Source organism: Paenibacillus azoreducens (assembly GCF_021654775.1).
GTDB classification, from domain to species: Bacteria; Bacillota; Bacilli; order Paenibacillales; family Paenibacillaceae; genus Paenibacillus_AQ; species Paenibacillus_AQ azoreducens.
The window spans coordinates 518,882-540,417 of sequence record NZ_AP025343.1; the positions used below are offsets into that span (position 1 = coordinate 518,882).

12 protein-coding genes are annotated in these 21,536 nt (G+C 50.7%); 10 read left to right on the plus strand and 2 right to left on the minus strand.

The features are described from left to right. Nucleotides 1–28 precede the first annotated feature (28 nt). The 7 genes from L6442_RS02235 (at nucleotide 29) to L6442_RS02265 (ending at nucleotide 15,862) form a co-directional block, all read left to right on the plus strand. Nucleotides 29–3,418: a tubulin-like doman-containing protein gene (locus tag L6442_RS02235; protein ID WP_194233492.1), complete on the plus strand. Its 3,390-nt coding sequence runs from the start codon at nucleotides 29–31 to the stop codon at nucleotides 3,416–3,418. Between the two features lie 2 nt (nucleotides 3,419–3,420). Then, on the plus strand, nucleotides 3,421–5,868 hold the full coding sequence (locus L6442_RS02240; RefSeq protein ID WP_212978353.1) for a transcription initiation factor TFIID: 2,448 nt from the start codon (nucleotides 3,421–3,423) through the stop codon (nucleotides 5,866–5,868). A gap of 37 nt (nucleotides 5,869–5,905) precedes the next feature. Further along, nucleotides 5,906–7,183, plus strand: coding sequence for a vWA domain-containing protein (locus L6442_RS02245; RefSeq protein ID WP_194233490.1), 1,278 nt, complete (start codon nucleotides 5,906–5,908; stop codon nucleotides 7,181–7,183). A gap of 17 nt (nucleotides 7,184–7,200) precedes the next feature. Further along, the gene (locus L6442_RS02250) at nucleotides 7,201–7,848 is read left to right on the plus strand and encodes a beta-mannanase (protein WP_212978352.1); all 648 of its coding nucleotides are present in this window, start codon (nucleotides 7,201–7,203) and stop codon (nucleotides 7,846–7,848) included. Nucleotides 7,849–9,284: 1,436 nt separating this feature from the next. After that, the gene (locus L6442_RS02255; RefSeq protein ID WP_212978351.1) at nucleotides 9,285–10,547 is read left to right on the plus strand and encodes a hypothetical protein; all 1,263 of its coding nucleotides are present in this window, start codon (nucleotides 9,285–9,287) and stop codon (nucleotides 10,545–10,547) included. Then, on the plus strand, nucleotides 10,547–13,672 hold the full coding sequence (locus tag L6442_RS02260; RefSeq protein WP_212978350.1) for a GAP1-N2 domain-containing protein: 3,126 nt from the start codon (nucleotides 10,547–10,549) through the stop codon (nucleotides 13,670–13,672). Before L6442_RS02255 ends, L6442_RS02260 begins: the two co-directional genes overlap by 1 nt. A gap of 861 nt (nucleotides 13,673–14,533) precedes the next feature. Continuing rightward, the gene (locus L6442_RS02265; RefSeq protein WP_237100351.1) at nucleotides 14,534–15,862 is read left to right on the plus strand and encodes an MATE family efflux transporter; all 1,329 of its coding nucleotides are present in this window, start codon (nucleotides 14,534–14,536) and stop codon (nucleotides 15,860–15,862) included. A gap of 370 nt (nucleotides 15,863–16,232) precedes the next feature. Here the strand turns inward: L6442_RS02265 and L6442_RS02270 are convergent, their stop codons facing one another. Together L6442_RS02270 and L6442_RS02275 are read right to left on the minus strand one after the other, a co-directional pair. After that, the gene (locus L6442_RS02270) at nucleotides 16,233–17,618 is read right to left on the minus strand and encodes a HAMP domain-containing sensor histidine kinase (protein WP_212978348.1); all 1,386 of its coding nucleotides are present in this window, start codon (nucleotides 17,616–17,618) and stop codon (nucleotides 16,233–16,235) included. Then, on the minus strand, nucleotides 17,615–18,292 hold the full coding sequence (locus L6442_RS02275; protein ID WP_212978347.1) for a response regulator transcription factor: 678 nt from the start codon (nucleotides 18,290–18,292) through the stop codon (nucleotides 17,615–17,617). Before L6442_RS02275 ends, L6442_RS02270 begins: the two co-directional genes overlap by 4 nt. A 256-nt stretch (nucleotides 18,293–18,548) precedes the next feature. On the opposite strand from L6442_RS02275, the gene L6442_RS02280 reads away from it, so the two are divergent. The 3 genes from L6442_RS02280 to L6442_RS02290 all read left to right on the plus strand — a co-directional run bounded on the left by L6442_RS02280 (nucleotide 18,549) and on the right by L6442_RS02290 (nucleotide 21,441). After that, complete coding sequence (locus L6442_RS02280) at nucleotides 18,549–19,286, plus strand: phytanoyl-CoA dioxygenase family protein (RefSeq protein WP_212978346.1); 738 nt, start codon at nucleotides 18,549–18,551, stop codon at nucleotides 19,284–19,286. 73 nt (nucleotides 19,287–19,359) lie between these two features. Further along, nucleotides 19,360–20,214, plus strand: coding sequence for an AraC family transcriptional regulator (locus tag L6442_RS02285; RefSeq protein ID WP_212978345.1), 855 nt, complete (start codon nucleotides 19,360–19,362; stop codon nucleotides 20,212–20,214). A gap of 96 nt (nucleotides 20,215–20,310) precedes the next feature. After that, nucleotides 20,311–21,441, plus strand: a complete 1,131-nt coding sequence (locus tag L6442_RS02290) for a GntR family transcriptional regulator (protein WP_212978344.1) — start codon at nucleotides 20,311–20,313, stop codon at nucleotides 21,439–21,441. Nucleotides 21,442–21,536 lie beyond the last annotated feature (95 nt).

The following is a 21,536-nucleotide window of genomic DNA, read 5'->3' on the forward strand; positions in this document are numbered from 1 at the left end:
CCTAGAGGCATTCTCAGGAGGGGAAACTATGAAACCGGTAGTAAGAGAACATATACAGCAGCTCGATGTATCGCTGGGCGGAGGGATCGTCAGCGAGAAAATCCGGGTCGATACGATCGACAATCCGATTCTCATCATTGGCCTTGGAGGTACGGGAATCGACGCGCTTTTGCGCCTGAAATACCAGATCAACCGGCGCTTCAGGCTGCCGGAGGACCCGCTTTCCAAGAAAAAAATGGAGAAGCCGTCCAATGTGGAGTTTCTGGCTTTTGAAACGAATGAGCAGGACCGGAATAAACGCTATAGAGGCGTGGGACTGGACTCGATCAACGAATTCGTATTGCTGTCCAACGCCGAAATCGGCGGGCTGCTGCAAAACCGCAGCATTTTGGAGCCGTACATTACAAACTGGCTCTCTCCCGAGCTCAGCATCACGGACGGCATGAACGGCGCGGCCGGCGTGCGTCAGGCGGGGCGCCTGCTTCTGTTCACAAAGATCAACCAGGTCGTTCAGGCCATCGACAAAAAGATCAAAACATTGTCCGTCGGCACGAACAAAAAGCTGATGGTATTTCTGCTTACCGGCCTCTCCGGTGGTACCGGCAGCGGCTGCTTCCTGGATATCGCCTATATCGTGCGCGGCATCATCGAGCGCGACCATGGCTCGGCCGGGATCGACCGCGTTAATACGCTCGGTTACCTGTTCACGCCTGACGTCAACCTGTCGAACAAGAGTCTGAGCGAGCATACGCGCGAATACATTAAGAAAAACGGCTATGCAGCGCTCAAAGAGCTTGACTACTGGATGAACGTCGATGCGCGGGGCGAACGCTTCAAGCAGCAGTACGGCAACATTTTGACGGTGAACTCGCCGCTGCCGCCGTTTAATCTGTGCCATCTGATTTCGGCGACGAATACCGAAGGCAAGCTGCTGGAAAATGCGTATGACTACTGCATGAACGTAACCGCAGAGAACATTACCAACTTTATGGCCAGCGAAGAAAAACAGTCCGGCGAAGAATTCGCCATTCATGACTATATCAGCAATATCCGGACCAATATCGCGCAAATGAACAAAGCCTATCCGGCCAACTATGATTACAACATTATCGGCGCGTCTTCGGCGGTGCTGCCGATCGAGGAAATGACGACCTATCTGGCCTATCGCCTGTTCGGCAAAATGGAAACGATGTTCGAGAAGGCGCCGAGCCAGGAGGATGTCGAGACATTTGCCCGCAAGCTGAACATTGATCTCGATACGATGATGAAGACGTTCGAATCCCGCGTGCCTGAGCCGCTTCCGGGCTATCAGAACAGCGAGCGTTTGAGCTACACCAACGTGGTGAAAAATCAGGTTGTCAACATGGACACGGAGCTGGAACAGAACTTCCTGGCCCGCGCCCGCGAGGAATACATCAAGGCGAAAAAGCAGCTGCCGGGCGAAATCGTGGAGCAGTTCAGCGATCAGATCCGCCGCATTTTCCTGCATCCTGAGCAGGGACCATTTTATGTATCGCGTCTGATATACACGGAAAAAGGCTTCTGCCTCCTGAAGATGCTGCTGTCCTATATCGAGACGCTTCGTGAGAACCTGACCCGCATTCCGCGCGATATCGAAGCGGCGAGAGAGCAGGCGAACGAACGCCTGGGCGATGCGAAAAGCGCCTTTGTCTCAAAGGATAAGAAGAAAAACGTATACATTGAAGCCAAAATCAACGAATACTGGCTGATGGCGGACGTGGAACGCACCGAGCAGATGATCGAGTTCTATGAGGATCTGTATAATCTTTTGAATCAGGAAAATAACCGCATTTATAACGTATATACCGAAATTTTGAATGCCCTGAACGCGATCTTTGCCAAAAACGGGGACATCCTCCTGAGCGGCGAAGAGCAGCAGGATCATAAAGGCAATAAAACTTACTATTGGAACATTGTCAGCGTGCCTGATATTTCCAAAGTCATTAACAAAATGATGGAGCAAAAGGATGTCGAGGATCTCATCCGCGATTTTGCCCGCGAGCTTCTGGAGCATTCCAACCAATGGGTCAAGGAGCAGGAAATCGACATCGTCAGCTCGATCTCGGACTTCCTGACGGAAAAATTCGGCGACCTGATCACGAAATCGATGGAGGATTTCCTGGTGATGAAATTCGGCCAGGAGGAGTCCATCGAGAAGTTTGTAGAGCGCAAAATTGCCAGCAAGCTGGATGAGGAAGCCGTGCCGGTATTCCATCTGAGCAACAGCGCGGGCAACCTGTATTTCCCTTCCTGGGGGTTTGTATCCGTGCCGGTGCAAGCACCAAGCATCCTGAAAGGGATTCGCAATTATCAGAACAACTCGGTCGGCAAATCGAATTTTACGGTCAAGGAAAGCGAAGTGAAAAACCGGATCTTCTGGCTGAATACGAAAAACGGCGTGCCGCTGTTCGTCTATACGCCACTGAAGGTTTATGAAGAAAGCTACGAACGCACAATTCTCGACAAGGAAGGCGTCGGCCGCCACTTGGTGCAAACGGACCGCGCCAACTGGACGTATCTGCCTTCGCCGATTCCGGAAAAATCCTGGGGCGAGACCTACGTCAACTCACGCGTTCAGAGCTATAACGCCCGCGTTCGCGCCGAATTCATCGAGGCGCTTGGTTACAAGGTTATTGTGGAAAAAGATATCGATCACAACACAAGCAACCGCTATGCGCTGGTCTATACCAAACCGTTTGACCTGAATGGATTTTTGCGCGCGTTCGATATGCAGCTTGGAGCTTCCAAGCCGAATCTAGGGGAAGTGAAGCGCGCCGCAATCGAGCTTAAGGCTTTACTGGAAGCCGGCCTCGAAAAAGAAGGGACTAAAGATATCTTCGGCAGCATCAATGAGGATATGGCCAAAGAGAATCTGATCCGTTCGCCGGAGCAAATTACGCGCATGCGTGCCGAACTGGCCAAGTATCGTGAGATTGCGGCCAAGCTGCGGGAGCTTGAAGAAGTGATAAGCCGGAATCAGGACGAAGAAAAATGGCTGGATCATTTTATCGAAGCGATGTACACCGGAACGATCTGCAAGAAGGGCGCTTTATACGTTTATGACCGCGATCCGGAGGAAGAATCCTGGGAACCGTTCGCGAATCTGATGAAAAGCGTCAATTACGTGGAATACGAGGTTTACAAGCATTTCCGCGAGCTGGATGAGAAAAGCCGGAGCACGCTGCTGCGCAAAGCCTCCCGCCGCGATAACGAGCTGACGGCCTCCGAAGATATTTCGCCGCTGCTCATCAAACTGGAGGAGCTCGCTCAGGCGTTCCTTGAAGCGCGTGACCGTTTGGAATACGAAAAAGTGGAGCTGGCTGACGGGGAAGAACGCCATCAGTTCTACAAGCAGGTATCTTCCAAATTAAATGATATTCTCAGAAGGTTGAAATAACGATGGAGCAATTATTGGAACGGTTCGCTGCGGATTATGCCGCTAAGCAGGATCGGCTTTCGGGTAAAGGGGATGATCAGAGCACCATCCATTACCCGGCCGTATTTCTGTTCATCGGCGACAAGTCGGCGGGTGCGATTGAACCCATAATGAAAATAAACCATAAAAAATGGGATAACAGCGCCGGCGTCATGTATTTTCACGTGGGAACCGGCACGGGTGCATCGGGGGCTGCATCGGAAAGCCAAGCCTCCGGCCTTGCGCATGCACCTGGCCGTGATTTCCTGCAGGAAAGTCCGGGAGACTCCCGTGAAGCCAAGCTCCGGCTGAGCCGTTTTACGATGGCTTCAGCGCCGGCTGCAGGCGACGCCAAACGGCTGCGCAAGGAGATGTATCAATCCTTTTACCGGAATGAGGAGCAGCTTTACGGACTTAATCGCGCGCTGCGGCAGCTCAGTTATAACATAGCGGATTACGGACGGCTGTATTCGTCATTCGACCGTATTCATCTCTCAGTCATTACGCGGGTCGACGACCCGCTTAATGTGTTCATACCGGAAATTTCGCTGCTGGCGCAGTCCATATTCAGCCAGTCCTTCAAATCCGTACAGATGGATCTGTACGTGCTGATCAGCGAGCGGGAACAGATGGAGGCCTTCGGGTACGGCAGCGCGGCGGGAATCGCTTTTCTGAGAGAACTGGAGCTGATGCAGTGTTCGGATTTCAGCTTTTCGGCCAAACTGCATCTCACGGAGGATGGTTTGTCCATTCCCGTCACGCATCATGCAGCACCGCTTTTTGATCTGGTTTATGTGCTTTCAGACAAAAACGAACGCGGCATTTCGGCCTCTGGCGGCATGCAGGGCAACTATGAAATGATTTGTCATCTCAGCTTGCTGAAGAACCGCAAGCAAAAGGAAGGCCATTATGATATGAATACGGGAGGATATAACAATACCTCCTTTAAAAATAACATCATGACCGAATCCGGACGGCAGGGGTATGTTTCGGCCGGATTCGCGCGCGTGAAGCGGCCTAACGAATCGATCGCCCTCGCAGTGCTTTATCATTTTTACAGCGGGCTGCTGCAGCGGATGAAAAACCTGCCGGACTGGGGCATGCAGGAGAAGATGGCCTTTTTCGGCCTGGACTCGGTTTCCGTAGCGGGACGTGCGGCGGAGCTTGTGCCTGATGATACCAAAATTGCGGAAATGACCGGCATGATGACGCATCCGGTTAGCTACGGCTCCTTGAAACGCATGACGCTGCGCGAAGCGGAGAACGCGTTGTTCGGAGACGGTTGCGCGGCTTACTTTCATAGCAATTACGTACAGGAAGCCGCACATCGGCTTCAGAAGCTGGATTCCGGGGAACGGCTGCGGGCCTGGGTTCGTTCCCGTCTTAATGAACCGTCCGCGGCCGCTATTTTTGCGGTTGTCGAATGGACCGATGAAAAAAACGCCGGCAGCGTGCTTGAAGCAGTGCAGAACCGCATCCGGGACCTGTCGGCTCATTTGGAAGCGGAGAGAGGGCAGCTCGCCGGATTTTACGAGGAACGGGTGGATGAACAGCCGTTTCCGAAACGGCCGCTGATGGAGAAACATAATATCCGCAGCTTTATCCGTTTTTTCTTCGAAACGGCATATCAGCGGAAACGGGCAATTCTCCTCCTTGAAACCGAACTCAAGCTTTACCGCATCTACGAGGCGGAGCTTGAGCGGATTCATTCGGAATATAAGCGGAAAGCGCGGGAGCTGGAAAACCTGCAGGAAACGCTTTTGAATGTTGCCCGCGCAAGCATCCGGCAAGCCGATGATTATATCGGCCAGAACATTATGGAATATTACGGGGTCGTTACGGCTGAAATGATGTATGATGTGGAATCCCGGCGCGGCGAAGGTACCTTCTTTGAAGAACGGTTTATGGGAAGCATCGCGGAGCTTTTGGAAGAAGGTTTGGGACGTGTATTGACGCGGCTTGCCGAAGTGTGCCGGAAGGAACTGCTGGAAGCAGACGCTTTGGATCAGACCTTCGAAGAGGAACTGCTGAACCGTGCCAATGTCGCGACGGATTACAATAATAAGCAGGTTCTTTCGAAAGAAGAACTGTTCAAAAAGCTGTACCGGACTCTGGAGGAGAATGCGGTCATCAATGTGCGTCTTCTGGAATATACCCAGGAGCACCGGTATGAGGAGAAATACTTTTTTGGGGATGCCGAAAGCGAGTTTATCCGGTACGCCCTTTCCGCGGACGAAACTTCCCGCATCTATAAGCTGGGAGTCGTTCATGAGAAACGAAGCAGCGGCGTGGAGAAGCTGAACATCATGGGCGGATTTCATCTGGAGGACTTGATGTACTACCGCAACGGCAGAGTCTACTACGAAACGTACGTCCAAAACGGTTACGAATTCCACGGCATCGAGCCTGAGCGGTTGCCGGAGCTAAGGTAATAGCTCCCATCCCAATATGGAAAGGAAGCATGCGATTATGCAGCGAAAATTGAATTTGCTCCTGCTGCTCTTCAGCCTGATTGGCGGCGCCGTAGGTTTTGCCGTCGGGGAAGTCATTTTGGGCCGGTGGGGCGGCGAGTGGCCTTGGTTTGTGGTGATAGGCTTATACTTCGGGCTGTTGGCTTTGTTTATCGGACTTGCTTGTCTGGTCGCGGAAATCATTTCCCCGCGTTTAAACGGCCCTTCCTGGAGACAGCGTTATACGGGAACTTCTTGGAAGCTGCTCGTGCCGGCCACGCTCGTTATGATTTTCGTGCTCGGCTTAGGGCTGGAGTTTGCTTATGAAATCAATGCCGGAGGATCGAAGCCGATCAAGGATATAGCGCTTGTCATCGATAATTCGGGCAGCATGCAGGAAACCGACCCGGATAACGGGCGTTACGCGGCGGCAAAAAATTTGATCGACAGGATGGACAGCGACAATCGGGTAGCCGTTATGGTCTTTAATGACCGGACAACGTTACTGCAGCCTTTTATGAAACTGAAAAATCAGGCGGCAAAGGATAAGGTCATCGGTGAAATCGACGCGCTGGACGCAACGGATGGCGGTACCGACATCAGTTTGGCTTTAGCTGATACAATGAAGCATATCGAAGGTCAAGGCGAGGGCCGCGGGACGATGGTTGTGCTGCTCTCCGACGGCTTTAGCGAAGTTGACCTGAATACGGCTCTTGCTCCGTACAAGCAGAAGCATATCCAAGTGAACACCATCGGGCTCAGTCTGGTGCAAGCCCAAGGTTCGAGTCTGCTGAGAGAGATCGCTCAGGAAACGGGCGGGCAGTATTACGATGTGCAAAATGCCGACGGTTTGTCGCCGGTGTTTCAGAAAATTTATAAAGACGCGGGAGAACGCACGCTTGTCACCGAGCGGACAGGACCGCTCCAGGACAGCATGGTTTACCTGATTCTGCGCGTAGCCTCGCTGGCCCTGATCGGTGCAGGTATTGGTCTGGCGCTGGGGCTTATTTTCGACAACCGGTATCTGGCCCGCAGCTTTGGCGTTGGGGGAACGGTGTCCGGGCTGTTGGCAGGTTTGATGCTGGAATTCGGTTTGACTGGAGAAGGCTGGAAGGATGCAATGATCCGCCTGTTATCCTGTCTGGTGCTTGCAGGCGTGCTGGCCTTGTTCACGCTTGTTATACCGGTCAAAGAGAATGGCAAGCTCGAAACCGGACTTCATCGCCCGGGTTCGGCCGGACGTGCGCAAACCGGTATTGCGGGGCGATCCAAAAATAACGGCAGCAGAGGATTTTGACACGGGAGGCGAAGAAGATGAGGTTCATCGATGCGGATATAAGCTCGCTGCTCATTCGCGGTGTAACCCATCAACTGGATGGAGACCGCTGTACGCTTCGCTGGCGCTGGCCGGAGGATATTTCGGCGGTCTACATCGAACGAAGCATCGCAGGGGAAGAGCAGTTGTCGGACGCCCGGCGGCCCAATATGAGCAGGTTGAAGCTGTATACTCGAAATGAATACAAAGCGAGCAACGGCTATCATGACCGGATCGACGGCGTCGGCACGGTTGTGTATACCATATATGCATTCACCGAAACGGAGGACGGACCGGCGCTGATCCGCCAGCATGACGGACAAAACCGAAGGGAGTTCAGCACCGGCAAAGCTAAGGTATGGTTCTCCATCCGCCACAAAAGCGGGTGGCTGCAAAAGTACAAAACAGTCCAGATCAAGGTGACGGCGGAAATCCCTATCCCTAAAGAAGCGCTTTGTTACGTAAAAAAAGAGGGCGGTTACCCGGCGAATAAAGATGACGGCACCTTATATCCTTTTGTGACGGATTTTGAAGCCGGACAAAATGTGCTGCCGGTAATCGAAGTGGGCAAAAACGATTATGTGCGGCTGTTTTTTACCGATGGGAAGAGGTATGGGCAGCTATATGAGTTGGTGCCGGAAACGTAATTTTGGGCGCTCCATGTAATTCCCTTCGGCTTCTGTTGAAATCGTGTTATCGGGATGAATGTACATCACTACGCATGCGGATCATTCTTCCGATCGCTGTTGCCCCCGGATTCCTTTGGATTGAATTGTAGGCTGGAATCCGGGGACAAAGGCGACCGCTATCGCTTCTCCAGAATGATTCCGCCTGCTCCGTTGAAGCGCAAGGACATAACACGATTTCAAAGGAAGCCCGTAAACTCTCCGGGAAATTACATTCCGCTTGGTATCTCGGGTGAAGGCTAGTGGCTGATTCCAGCAAACGGAATCAGCACTCGTGAAGACATCGAAGTTCGGGGACAAAGCATATGCTTCCGATGCTAGCTTTCCTTTGGAAAGCTTTTAGGCGACCGCTATCGCTTCTCCAGAATGATTCCGCCTGCTCCGTTGAAGCGCAAGGACATAACACGATTTCAAAGGAAGCCCGTAAACTCTCCGGGAAATTACATTCCGCTTGGTATTTCGGGAGAAGGTTAGTGGCTGATTCCAGCAAACGGAATCAGCACTCGTGAAGACATCGTAGTTAGGGAAGCTACGTTTCGGCTGGGAGTGTGTAAGGAGAAGGAAGCCGGCTGATTCATCTCTAACGAAACGTGATATCGCTATTTACAACAAATAGGGCTTTTTGAAATTTTAACGAAACAGGGTATCGCTATTAAGCTCGATAAGTGCCTGCAAGCCTGATTTTCTCCCAAATAACGATCTATAGTTTCGTTAGATTTCATTTGCTCTTGTTTTTGAGGTAATAGCGCTCTGTAGTTTCGTTAGAGATACCTGCTTTCGTGACTGAATTCTAATAGCGGAATCAGCACTCGTAACGGCTTATAAAGTGATGGTGCTTTGAGGGTAAACTTTGGGCAGTTTGGACACATAAAGGGATTTCTATGATTTGTGCGAGAGTTTTACCCCTTTTTCGGAGTATAATTAGTAGGAAGAATCGTATATAATCCGATTCATTAAAATAGCGGCTGACGGGTTCATCTATGAACCGGCATGAATATTTTGTCAACGGGATTGTTAAGAAGTCTCGTTTTGGAATTATTATATAAAAAATGCATAGGGAGCGGAGGGACGGAATCGTTCTGAAGAAGCAGCAGCGGTCGCTAAAAGCTTTCCAAAGGAAAGCTATATAAGTTGAACTAAATAAAAGGATACGAAATAGGCAAGAGGGTTCAATATTCTAAAGGAGGACCATTTTAGAATATTGAACCTAGGAGAAATGATTCTGAAGAAGCTAAAAGCTTTTTGAAAAAAAGCTGCTTCGGAAGCATATGCTGCGTTCGCCTAAAAGCTTTCCGTAGGAAAGCTAACATCGTAAGCATATGCTTTTTCGAAAGAACGATCCGTAACCGAGGGGCTTCTATGCATAACCCATGAGCATAAAGGGGGAAGAGAAACCAATGGGCATTTTCGATATGTTCAAAAAGAAACCGACCGCTGAGCCAAAGCCGCTTTTTTACGATATTGTGTGTCCGTTCTGCTTCAGCAAGTTTGCGCCCGACGAGGTCGTATTCCGCGCGGCGCACAGCCGTGAAGACGATGAGGATTACGCCCTTCAGGAAGATGAGGTGCTCAATCGTTACCGCGAACGTTTTGGCCTGGATTCGGTGTATGACATGGAGGCGATATTGCGTCCGGACGATATCCCTGTTGAACACCATATTTATTCCGATCATGTGTTGGTCGGCCTGAACGACCGGTACGGCGTGGTGACGCGCCATCGTTTGTGTCCGAAATGCCATAACGAGCTGCCGGTCACATCCGGCAAGGTGCCGAGCAACATCATCTCGATTATCGGCGCCTCTCAAGTGGGCAAATCAGTATATATGACTTCGCTGATCCATACGCTTCAACACTCGACGGCGGATCATTTCGATGCGGCCTGCATGCCGCTGAATGCGGAGATTAGCCGTAAATTCCGGACGATGTATGAGGAACCGCTGTTTGAGCGCGGGGAACTGCTGGCCTCCACGCAGAAGGAGAGAATGCAGGAGCCTTTTATTTTCCAGTTCGTGTTTAAGGATGAGAGTAAACCGCCGCTAACGCTGGTGTTTTTTGATGTTGCCGGGGAAGGGATGGTTGACGAGGATTATCTCGGCCTGCATGGCCAGCACATCAAAAACTCTGCGGGGATTCTTTTTATGGTCGACCCGCTGCAGATCCGATCCATTCGCGACAAAATCCGCATCCAGATGGGTGACGAGCCCGGCGAATGGGTATCGCAATATGACGAACCGCGGGATGTGGTCCTGACCATGTTCGGCGATTTTATTGCGTACGAGGATAAGGGGAAAACCGACATTCCCACCGCCGTCGTATTGACCAAAAGCGATATGCTTCATTCCTTGAAGGATGAGGATGGCGAGTATATCAAATCAAACAGCAATGTATTTAACAATATGGTGCACCGCAAGGTGCTTAATTTGACGGAGTCTGCCAATATCGACGGCGAGATTCGCCGCTTTATCGAAAAGGTGGACCGTCCGTTTAAAGGCACGATGGATGTTTATTTTTCCAATACGGCCTATTTTGCGGTCTCCGCGCTGGGCAGCAATCCTGTACATCAGAAAATGCAGTCTGTTGTCAGCCCGATCCGCGTGGATGAGCCGTTTATTTGGCTGATGTATAAATTGAAGTACATTGAGGGGAGAGACGAGTTATAATGTTAACCCCGAATACGGTCCAACAGCAAATGTATACACGTGAGCGGCGCGGTATTTTCCGTACGACGGAAGGTTTCGACACGATAGCGCGATCACAAGGATTGGACCTTAATTTCATCAAAAAAGTATTGCATCCGTTTTGCCAATACGACGCTCCGGCGGAGCTGACGGCACGAACGGACAAGGAAGGACAAGAATACCCGGATGCCTTGCATGTGGTTCATTTGGAAACCGGCGAGACGATCGTGGGCCGGAGTATATACCAGCCGGCTGACTTTACCGGACTAAGAAGCGCTTTTTTCACGCATAACTACGTGATTCCGGCGGAATTCAAGGACGCACCCGAGTCCGATTACCGCACTTGGTTGAATGCTTCCTTCGCTGAAACGTATGACATCGAGCAAGGGATGGATCTGCCTGAATTGCCGTCGATTCCGGCCATGGAACAAGGCGGACATCTCTCGCGCGACCAGGCATTTGGCCTGCTGCAGGAGCTGAAGATCGACGAGCAGGTATTCAAGCAGCTGCTGTTTGCGGCGATGGCATCGGTTTCCGGCAAGAAAAAGGTATACATCGTACTTGATGTCGAAATCGAGCAGTTGTCCAAAAAGGCGAAGCAGCTGCTTGAGCTGTTGTTTGCCAGCCTTCCTTACGGCATCCGCCGGCAGCTCGGATTTTTGACCTATGCCAAAGAGACGCAAAGCAAAAAGGGCATACAGATCATGTTTGTCGAAAAAGGCGGCCTGCGTCTTAACGACCGGAGCATCGAAAAGGATTTTCTGTTCGAGCTCGCGGCAGGACGGGTGTTTAATGCCGATCTGGATTGGGATGACCAGCCGTATCTGGATTTTGCCTGGGATAACATCGGAAATCCGGCCCGGGCGGAGCGTTTTTATGATTTTGCCGCCCGGATGCTTAAAGATATGGAGCCGATCCGCCAGATTGCGATTGCCAGCTATCACGAGCTTGCCGTTCTTTTTCAGATCGAAGAAGGCAAGGTCGAGCTGTATGAACCTAACAAGCTGTCTGTTCTTCGCAGCATATTGGATTACTTGTCGCCAACGGATAGCCTGCATACCAAAATGCGTCTGAATGATTTGTTTTTGGCAAGCTTTGACCTGGAGTTTGACCGCATCAAGCAAGGAGAAGTTGCGGAGTCCGAGGTCATGGAATGCATCAAGGACTATTACCGGGTGGACCGGAAACATAGCGAACGCAAAATCGTGGAGTATTTTATCCGCTCATTGAACAATGCGATTTCCTTAAACCGCAAAGATCTGGTGTCGGCGATCTACGCGATGATCGAAAGCGATCCGGAGCTGAACCGCGCCTTTTTTGGAAGGGTGCTTTCAAGCCCTGGTTTACCGAAGCTGCTGTTTGATCCCTATATCGAAAATCGGCTGAAAAAAGCGGCAAAGTCGCGGGATGCCGTTGAACTCATCCATCGCTGGGTGGTTACGCACCCGGTCGTTCTGAACAGCACTTTCTTCACCCAGACAGCGGAAGCCCAATTGATCGACAAGCTCCGCAAGGAAGCCGAACCGATCAAAGCGGCCAATCAGGTGCTTGATCAGCTGATGGAGCTGGATCAGGACCCGCAGTATGGTTTTGCACTGGTAGAAGGCGGTTCCACATTTGTGGACAGGCTGCTTTATGCGGCGAATTTATTCATGTTGAAGGACGTCCAGCTGAACAAAATTACGAAGGAGCAGCTGCTGCAAATCGGGTTCCTGAACAACCCGAAAGAATTCCGCTCCTGGGTGTCCCGGTTTGATTCGCGGACCCGCTCCAAAGCGGAGGTTATGCTGGCGGCATATCAATGGTTTTCGAATCCGTATCCTGAGCCTTCCCTGCTCAAAGGGCTTTCTCCGGAGGAACGGGATGAGGTGCAGAAACTGGGACAAAATTGGCTGCGTTCGGAAGTGGGACTTCCCCGTTTCGGCAGTATTACGCTGGCTTTCTGCTACGACGTTGATAGTGAAGCGGTGGATTATAACGGGCTGATGGACTTTCTGTACAAACATGCTCCGCAGCCGGAAACGGTGTACGAATTCATCGAATGGTCGGCGAAGGAGCCTGCTTTTGTACGGCCGCGCGGTCTTGTTCCGGCTTACGCAACGGCTATCATCAACTATTTTACGGAATATGATCCGGCTGCATTCAGAAACAAGGAGAATGTCCGCAAGTATTTTGACACGGCTGCTCCCGTGCTGAAGCCGGTATATGCCAAGGTCAAAAACGAGCTGGCTTCGCCAATGATCAAGTTCTTGAGCGGGAACCCGAAGGCGATGAAACTTGGGGCCGTGCTCGCGCTGATGATCGTCGTGATCGGGGGCATGCTTATCATCCTCAAAGTGAACGGCGGATTTGCCAAGCCAAAAGCGGAGCCGGAGGAAGTTAAAAGTTCGCCGCCGGCCATGGTCCTTCTGCCGAAAAAACCCGAAGTGGTGAAAGAAGTACCCGCACTTACATCGAAGACGGTCAGAAATGCTGATAAATCCAGGGTTACCCAGCTCGTATTCCACTTCAAGCAGGCCGCATCCTGTCGCGATTTTAAAGTGGATGAAGTCGTCGTCAAGAATAAAGAAGGCAGCGTGATGGTAAGAATGTCTTCGCCTAAATTGGAGCATGTATGCGCGGCAGATTCTGTGCAGTCCGGGGCGGATTCCACCACGGGAACCAAGTCTCCTGCAGGGCAAACTGACGGAACGGGTGCAGCAGGTACCTCAGGGGAAATGACCGGTTTGGATGGTGCACAGGTTGACGGTACGGCGGCGGACGGAAATACTGCCGGACAAGCTGCAACCGGAGCAACGCTGGATTCGGCTAATCCCGATACTGGCAGCGCAGATGTGACAACCAACCCTAGCGGTAAAGATGCATATACCAGCACGGTCAACCTTAAACTCACCAAAAAGCTGGATTTGAAAAAGGTGGGTGAGGTGCTGATCGACAACGTACCTTATGTGATTATTTCAGAAGATCAGTTGGGGCAAACGGCGCCGCCCGCAGACAATACACAATCAACCGGCACGCAATCGACCGACATGCAAAATATGACGGATGGCGGTACAAATAGCGGAGTCCCAGGTACGCAAGACATGGAAAAAAGCGATACGCAGTAAGATATAAAAAAGAGTGTCATTCATCCGTATGACGGAGAAAGACGCTCTTTTTTTAGAAAATCAAGAGGCCGGTTGATCTTAGGCTTTCATTCCGGCGAGTCGGGATACAGCTCCATCAACTCGAACCGGTTGTCATCCGGGTCTTTGACCCGGCACTGCCAACTGTGATCTTTGCCCGGCAGCCTCCAAGTCATATTTGGATAGTGTAAAGAAAAACATACAAGAAGAGGGGTTGGAAAACTACTCTGAGAGCCTTTCAACTTTTGAAGGAGGGGTATCCGGCGCACTTGGGTTGCTTGCTGCAGGAAGCTGTGCGGGCTGGGCTGGTATTGTTCGAAGGGACATGTAAGTATGTTATTTTGCATTGCTTGATTCTTTAATGCTCATATGCCGGATAGATGATGACAGAAATAGAGTCCAAATCTCATTGAATGGGTTTGGGCTTTTTGGTGTTAAATTAGTATATGTAGTTCAAAATAATTGACAAGGTTGGTGCGTAGGGACATCCAAAATTGTTCATACACACACAGTATCCTTTTGTTAAAAAAGCCCGTCTTCTGTGCGAATACGTCGATTGACTTTTTTGATCCTCATTTGGGTGAATTCAGGTAAAATTTATGTATGAAAAAGCATATGCGACGGGTGAAAAAAACTGAAAATATCTTTTGTTTTCTATTGATAATTAATAAACGATAAACTATAATGTCTAAGTAAATTTCAAACCGATGAAAACTTTGTCTAATAAAAGGAGATGTTGCAATGAACTCTCAGCACCAATCTGCAGATCATGCGGCTGATTCCCGAAGGCCTGATGCAGCGCCTGGAATAGCCCCTCAAACTGGGCCCGGCGTATACCGGGCCATGATTGCGTTCCTCATTCCGCTCATTCTCAGCAATGCCCTTCAATCCGTCGGCCAGTTGGCAGGCACGATTGTCGTCGGACGCTGGATCGGAGTAGACGCATTGGCGGCCATTTCCGCTTTTTTCCCTCTCTTTTTCCTGCTTGTATCGTTCGTGATTGGAATCGGTTCAGGGAGTGCGATCTTGATCGGTCAGTCTTACGGGGCAGGCAATATAGAAAAGATGAAAACCATCGTAGGCACGACGCTGACCTTCACTTTCCTGCTGGGAATCGTGCTTGCCATTGTTGGCGGCATTTTTACGGAAGATATTTTGCGTATGGTCGGAACGCCGGCCAATATTATGGATGTAACGATCCATTATGCACGCATTATGTTCTGGAGTTTGCCTGTGATGTTTCTGTACATGGTATACACGACGTTTATGCGGGGAACCGGCGATTCCAAAACGCCTTTTTATTCGCTGATCGTCAGCACGGTGCTGAACCTGATCTTCCTGCCGGTGCTGATTTTCGGATGGCTGGGGTTGCCTAAATGCGGGATTTACGGCGCGGCGTATGCCAATCTGATTTCTACCGTCATTACGTTTATACTGCTGCTTTTTTATTTGCACTGGAAGCAAAGCCCGCTCCGCCTGGACGCTTCCGTCCGCAGGCATCTGGGCATGAATAAAGAGATGCTGAAGCTGCTGCTTAAGCTTGGCATCCCGTCAAGCGTCAGCATGATTCTCGTCTCTCTGTCCGAAATTGCGGTCATCGTGTTCGTCAACCGTTTCGGTTCGAATGCCACCGCAGCATACGGATCGGTCAACCAGGTCGTCAGTTATGTCCAGATGCCGGCGATCAGTTTAGGGATGACGGTATCCGTTCTGGCCGCGCAGTCCATTGGCGCCAAACAAAACGACCGTCTGAAGGAGGTCATCCGCGCCGGAATTGTCTTGAACTATATCATCGGCATTGTGTTGATGATTCCGATTTATATTTTTTCGAAAAATATTTTGTCTTGGTTCATTACGAGCCCGGAAACGTTGGACATCGCCCACCAGCTGCTGATGATTACGTTATGGAGCTATCTCATTTTTGGCCATGTGCAGATTATTTCGGCAGCGATGCGCGCGAGCGGGGTCGTGCTGTGGCCGATGATTTTCAGCATCATTTCGATCTGGGGCGTCGAGGTGCCGGTCGCTTACGTGCTTTCCTACCATACAAGCCTCGGCATTCGCGGCATTTGGCTCGGTTATCCGGCGGCGTTTATCGTCAGCATGATTTTGGTGTATACGTATTATTGGCTGGTCTGGAAAAAGAGACAGATTACCAGCTTGGTGCACTAAAACCGCGGCTAAGGCTTGGAATTCCATAAACGCGAACAATTGTATTGTGTTAACCCATTCTTTGCAGCCGGGCTGAGCCCGGCTTTTTTTAAGATATCAGAATGTATAACTTCGGGGGAAACGCATCCTGATATCGCAAGAAAAACTTCTGCTAAAAGCGGTCTGTCTTCTTAGAAAGTACGTCGATAGACGTTTTTCTTACGATTATAGAATGTATAAGTTTTTTGGGGTCTTCGCAAAGTATTTGGAATTAGCGACGAAGCATAGGCTCCACTCATTACTTTTGCTCCGCAAAAGCGCCCCTTTTTGAGAGGCGTCGGACTTCTTTCCGATACTCTTTGCGGGGGTACTTTGGTTCATGTTTATGAATTCACTTTAACGGCAGCTTGATATGAAACTCGGTTCCCTCATTTACCCGGCTTTCAACGGTAATCGTGCCGCCGTGCAGGCTGATGATTTTTTGCGTAATCGCCAGCCCCAGCCCGCTCCCCGTCTCTCCTTCCCTGCGGCTGCGGGCTTTATCGGCTTTGTAGAAGCGGTTGAAGATATAAGGGATATTTTCTTCGGCAATGCCGATCCCGGAATCTTTAAAATCGACATAGCCGTTTTTATCGTCTTGATGCAGCCGGATCGAAATGGTGCCGCCTTCCGGCGTGAATTTGATACTGTTGGTCATGAGATTGACCCATACCTGGTGCAGCAGCCTTTGGTCCGCGCTAATAAGGACTTCGGGCAGCTGCATATTTATAGCCAGTTCTTTCTGGCGCCAGCTCCATTCGGTCGTTAGCAGCACTTCTTTGATTTGTTCGGCCATGTTGAAGGTGGTTTTTTCGAGCGCATCCTGTTCTTTGTCCAGGGATGCCAGCATCAGCAGCTGCCTGCTCATTTGGGACATGCGTTTGGCTTCGCTTTCAATGACCGCCAGATAGTGCTTCCGCTCTTCCTCGCTAACCTCGCCGGTCTGCAGCGTTTGCGAAAAACCTTGAATGGAGGAAAGCGGCGACTGGATTTCATGCGATACGTTGGACACGAATTCCTGGCGCATGGCCTCCAACTGCTCGAGTCCTTTGGCCATCTGGGCAAAATGGCTGGCAAGCCGTCCAATCTCATCTTTCCGGTTTACGTTGAGTTTCAAATGGTAGGTACCTTGCGAAATCAGTTGCGTCGCTTCGGTCAGTTTCGTGATCGGTTTTACAATATAGCGGGTGCTGACGACGACCAGCAAAATACTGAGCAGAATGATCAGCACAACGATTACTGCCAGAAATATATGCAGCTCCCCTAACAGCATATCGATATTGGGACGAACGAATAGGGCATAGGTACCCGTGTCGTAATGCAATGGAACGCCTATTGTGTTGACCAGCGTATTATCGAAAAAACCTGTAATAAACGCCTTGGAGGGAAATTGTCCGATGCCGTGATACACTTCCCCCTGCTGAACCTGTTTTATGATGGAAGAAGCAAGCTCGGCATTGCGGAAGGCCCCGCCGTAAAAGCTGCTTTTGCCGCTTGGCCCCACGACGTATATTTGATAGCCCAGCGCTCCGATGCTCTCAAGATACGGTTCCCGTGCCGAGGCGGGATGGCTCTCGCAGAACAGTTTGATATTTTCCGCCACTTGCGTGATCTTGCTGTCATTGACAGGTTTGAGTTTATATTGGTAATAAACGTTGGCCAGCACGAAAGCAAGCACGCTGCTGAGCATCATGACAGCGATCGTCGTAAGGACGATCCGAAGGTAGAGGGATTTCATTTTTTGGCCACCTCCAATTTATAGCCGACCCCGCGCACGGTGCGGATGCTGAAATCATCGGTTATATCCGCAAAACGCTCCCGCAGCCTTTTGATATGGACGTCAACCGTCCGGTCGTCGCCTTCGAAATCCGCGCCCCAAATCAGCTGGATCAACTCCTCGCGTGAAAAGGTGCGATCCGGGAAACTCGCCAGCTGCGTCAACAGCTCGAATTCCTTCATGGGCAGCATGAACATGCTGTCGCCGCAGTATACCATGTAATTTTTGGCGTCAATGACCGTGTCGTTCAGCTTGATGACCTGTTCATTCACCATCTGGTAACGACGCAGCAGCGCTTTAATCCTGAACACCAGCTCTTTTGGCTCAAAGGGTTTGGTTACGTAATCATCCGTTCCCGCGGAATATCCCTTTTCTTTGTCGGGCAGCTGATCCTTAGCCGTCAACAGAATGACGGGAAAATCATAATCCTGGCGAATCTCGCTGCACAACTGCAATCCGTCTTTGCCAGGCATCATCACGTCGATAACCGCCAGGTTGATATGCTCCCTGGACAGCACTTCCGTAGCCTCGATGCCATCGCATGCCTCGAAAACGGCATATCCTTCATGCTGCAGGACATGCCTAAGCAGTTCGCGGATATGGGCATCGTCGTCCGCCACCAAAATATGTATCATAAGGTCAACTCCCCAGCTCATCGTTTATCATAAATTCCATTATAACTGTTAGTAAAATCAATTTCATAACGGGTTCATAGGACATGATGAAATTGATTTAGAAGGGGTGGTTTACACATCGCGTGCATGCCGTATTTATGGCAATAATCCGAAAATATGCACACTTTTCCCGGCAATAAACGAAGCGCCTTGATTCAGGCATCCGTACCATTAGAGGTGTAACAAATATCACACCCGATCGGGAGGATGAATGACTATGAAACAAAGCAAGTTGACAGCGGAAGAGATTAACGGTTACCGTAAAGACGGATACGCACTATACAAGAAGCAGCTGTTCAGCCCGGATAAGTTTGGCATGTTGAAGCAAATATTCGAAGAGCAGCTGGCCGAAAAGGGAGACAAGCTTTCCGATGAGCTCGACACGCCGCATTTTCGCGACGAACGGCTGCTTGACTTTTTGATGAGCGATGAAGTGCTGAACTTGGTAGAGCCTTTGATCGGACCGAACATCGGGCTTTGGTCGAGCCATTTTATATGCAAGGACCCTTATACGGGGCGCGCGACGCCGTGGCATGAGGATTCCGCTTATTGGAAAGGACGGCTTGACCGCTTTGACAAAATCGTAACCGTCTGGCTGGCCATCGACCGAAGTTGGGAGGAAAACGGCTGCATGCGCGTCATTCCAGGCACGCATCATAACGGATTTTCCGAATATGAGAATGTAGACGGCAAAGCCAATACGTTCGGAACCCAAATCAAAGGCGTGGATGAATCGAAAGCCGTATATTTCGGGCTGGAGCCCGGAGAATGTTCTGTGCATGACTCCCGCATTATTCACGGGGCGCGTCCGAATACGAGCCCTTACCGCCGCTGCGGTTATACGATGCGCTATTTTTCCACGGAAGCCAAGGTGATACCGGAAAATAATCCGGGATTCAAAATCTGGCTTGCACGCGGAAAGGACATTGCGGGAAATCCGTTTATCAATATTTAAAATAATGTATGATCCGTTTCTGTGCAGATAATTTAAAGCCGGAAGCGGACATGATCAAAAGGGAGGGCGGACGATGAACGGCAACCAGCCGAAGCGGCTGTTAAATGAGCAATATTTGTCCGAGTCCGCTCCCTTTCGCATTTTCAAGCACCGGATCGAAGGGAGCATTGAGGTCCATTGGCATGAATTTTTTGAAATGGCTTTGGTGCTTGAAGGGGAGGGCGTTCATGTGCTGAACGGAAAAAGCATGCGCCTTGCGCCAGGCAGCTTATTCCTCGTGACGCCTGCCGATTTTCATGAAATCATTCCCGATCCGGGCAGCGTCATCATTTTGTATGATGTCGTGTTTACCCAGCATGTGCTGCGGCAGGAGCTGTTTCAATGGTTGTTCCAAAGCTCTGGCGAGCGGGCATGCGACTTGGCGGGAACCGTATTTGCGGCTTTCCGCGCAGAATTTGACCGGATGTGGGAGGAGAGCGAGCTGCAGCAGGCCGGAAGCGAATGGGTCTCGCAGGGAGCGCTTGAGCGCGTGTTGATCGATATGGCGCGAATGGGAGCCCGGGATAGAGAGGATTACCAGGCTAGCGGCCATGTGCATCCATCCATTCGGATAGCGGTGACCTATATCCAGCATCATTTCCGCGAACCGCTCACGCTTCATCATGTCGCCAAACATGCCGGCTTGTCGGACAATTATTTCAGCGAATGCTTCCGCAGGCAGCTTGGCACCCCATTCCAGGTGTTTCTGCAGGAACAGCGGCTTCAGTTCGCCCATGCGCTGTTGAAGCTGACGGAGCTGCCTGTCACGGAGGTATGTTTGGCGTCAGGTTTCAGAACATTAAACCATTTCGAGCGAGCCTTCAAAAAGAAATACAACCACACCCCCAGAGAGCTGCGAAGCGGGCAGCGGCCGCAATTCGTTGACTAGTCTCATAGCTCCAATGATATAATGCTAAATATATATGCCGGGAATGAAAAGAAGCGGCATCGAAGCGAGGAATAATAGCTATTGGAGGACTAGACAATGAGTCAGGAACGGGAACCGCTTTATATCCAGATTCAAAACCACTTCAAGCAATTGATCTCATCCAGACAACTGGTCGAGGACGACCGGATTCCGACCGAAAAGGAATTGATTGACCAGTTTCAGGTCAGCCGTATCACGGTAGCGAACGCATTGGCGGATCTGGCGAATGAAGGCTGGATATACCGCATACCCGGCAGGGGCAGCTACGTCAAAGGCATTCCGGAGAAGTACATTCAAAGCGGCCGCAGCTCAGCCATTCAGGAAGCTTACGCCGCGAATTCGCCCAAAATCGGACTCATCTTTCCGTCCATTGAGGATTTTTTTGCGATTCAGATGGTGCGGGGGATCCGCAAAGCATTAAAGGACAGCAAATATTCGTTGATTGTGATGTTTACATATAATTCGAAGGAACTCGAAAAAGAGGCAATCCGCGAGCTGCGTTCCAGAGTGGATGGCCTGCTCATTTTTCCGGTCGATGCCGAAGTCTATAACGAAGAGATTATTGCGCTCAAGATGGAAAATTATCCGTTTGTCCTCCTGGACCGCCATCTTCCGGGAGTCGAAACGAATGTCGTGTTGTCCGATCCGCTTCAAGGCTCCATTTTGGCCGTGGATCATCTGTGGGAACAGGGGCACCGCAACATTGCGATCTGCTCGAATACGCCGATGCCGACCGTGACGGTGGAGGAGCGGATTCAAGGGTATAACGAGGCGCTGAAGCAGAAGGGGGCGCTGATCAATCCTGCGCTGATTTTGACCGATTTCAGCATTCAGGACGAACCCTTCCTGGAGGACTACGCCTTGTCACGTTTTATCAAAAACAAGATGGCCACCGCTTATATTGCCCTGAATTGCACGCTTGGAGTCCATATTTGGTCCGTGGCGCGCAAGCTGGGGCTGAGGGTACCGGAGGATGTCTCTATTATTACGTTCGATAACCCGAGCCCGATGCTCGAGGAATTCAGCGTGTTTACGTTCATCAACCAAAATGAGGAGAAGATGGGGTTTGAGGCGGCGAAAACGCTGCTGGATGTGCTTGCGAACCCGAACCGGACCCCGAAATACAGCAAAATCGTTCTGCAGCCGGAATTGGTAGCCAATCGCACCACCGGGCCCGTGTCTTCCTAAAAAGCGTATAGGCCATTGAATTGATAAGAGCGGAGTTAGCACAAGGGAACTGCGGTGTTGAGACCGGCATAAGAAAGGCTGCAAGTCTGCAGTAA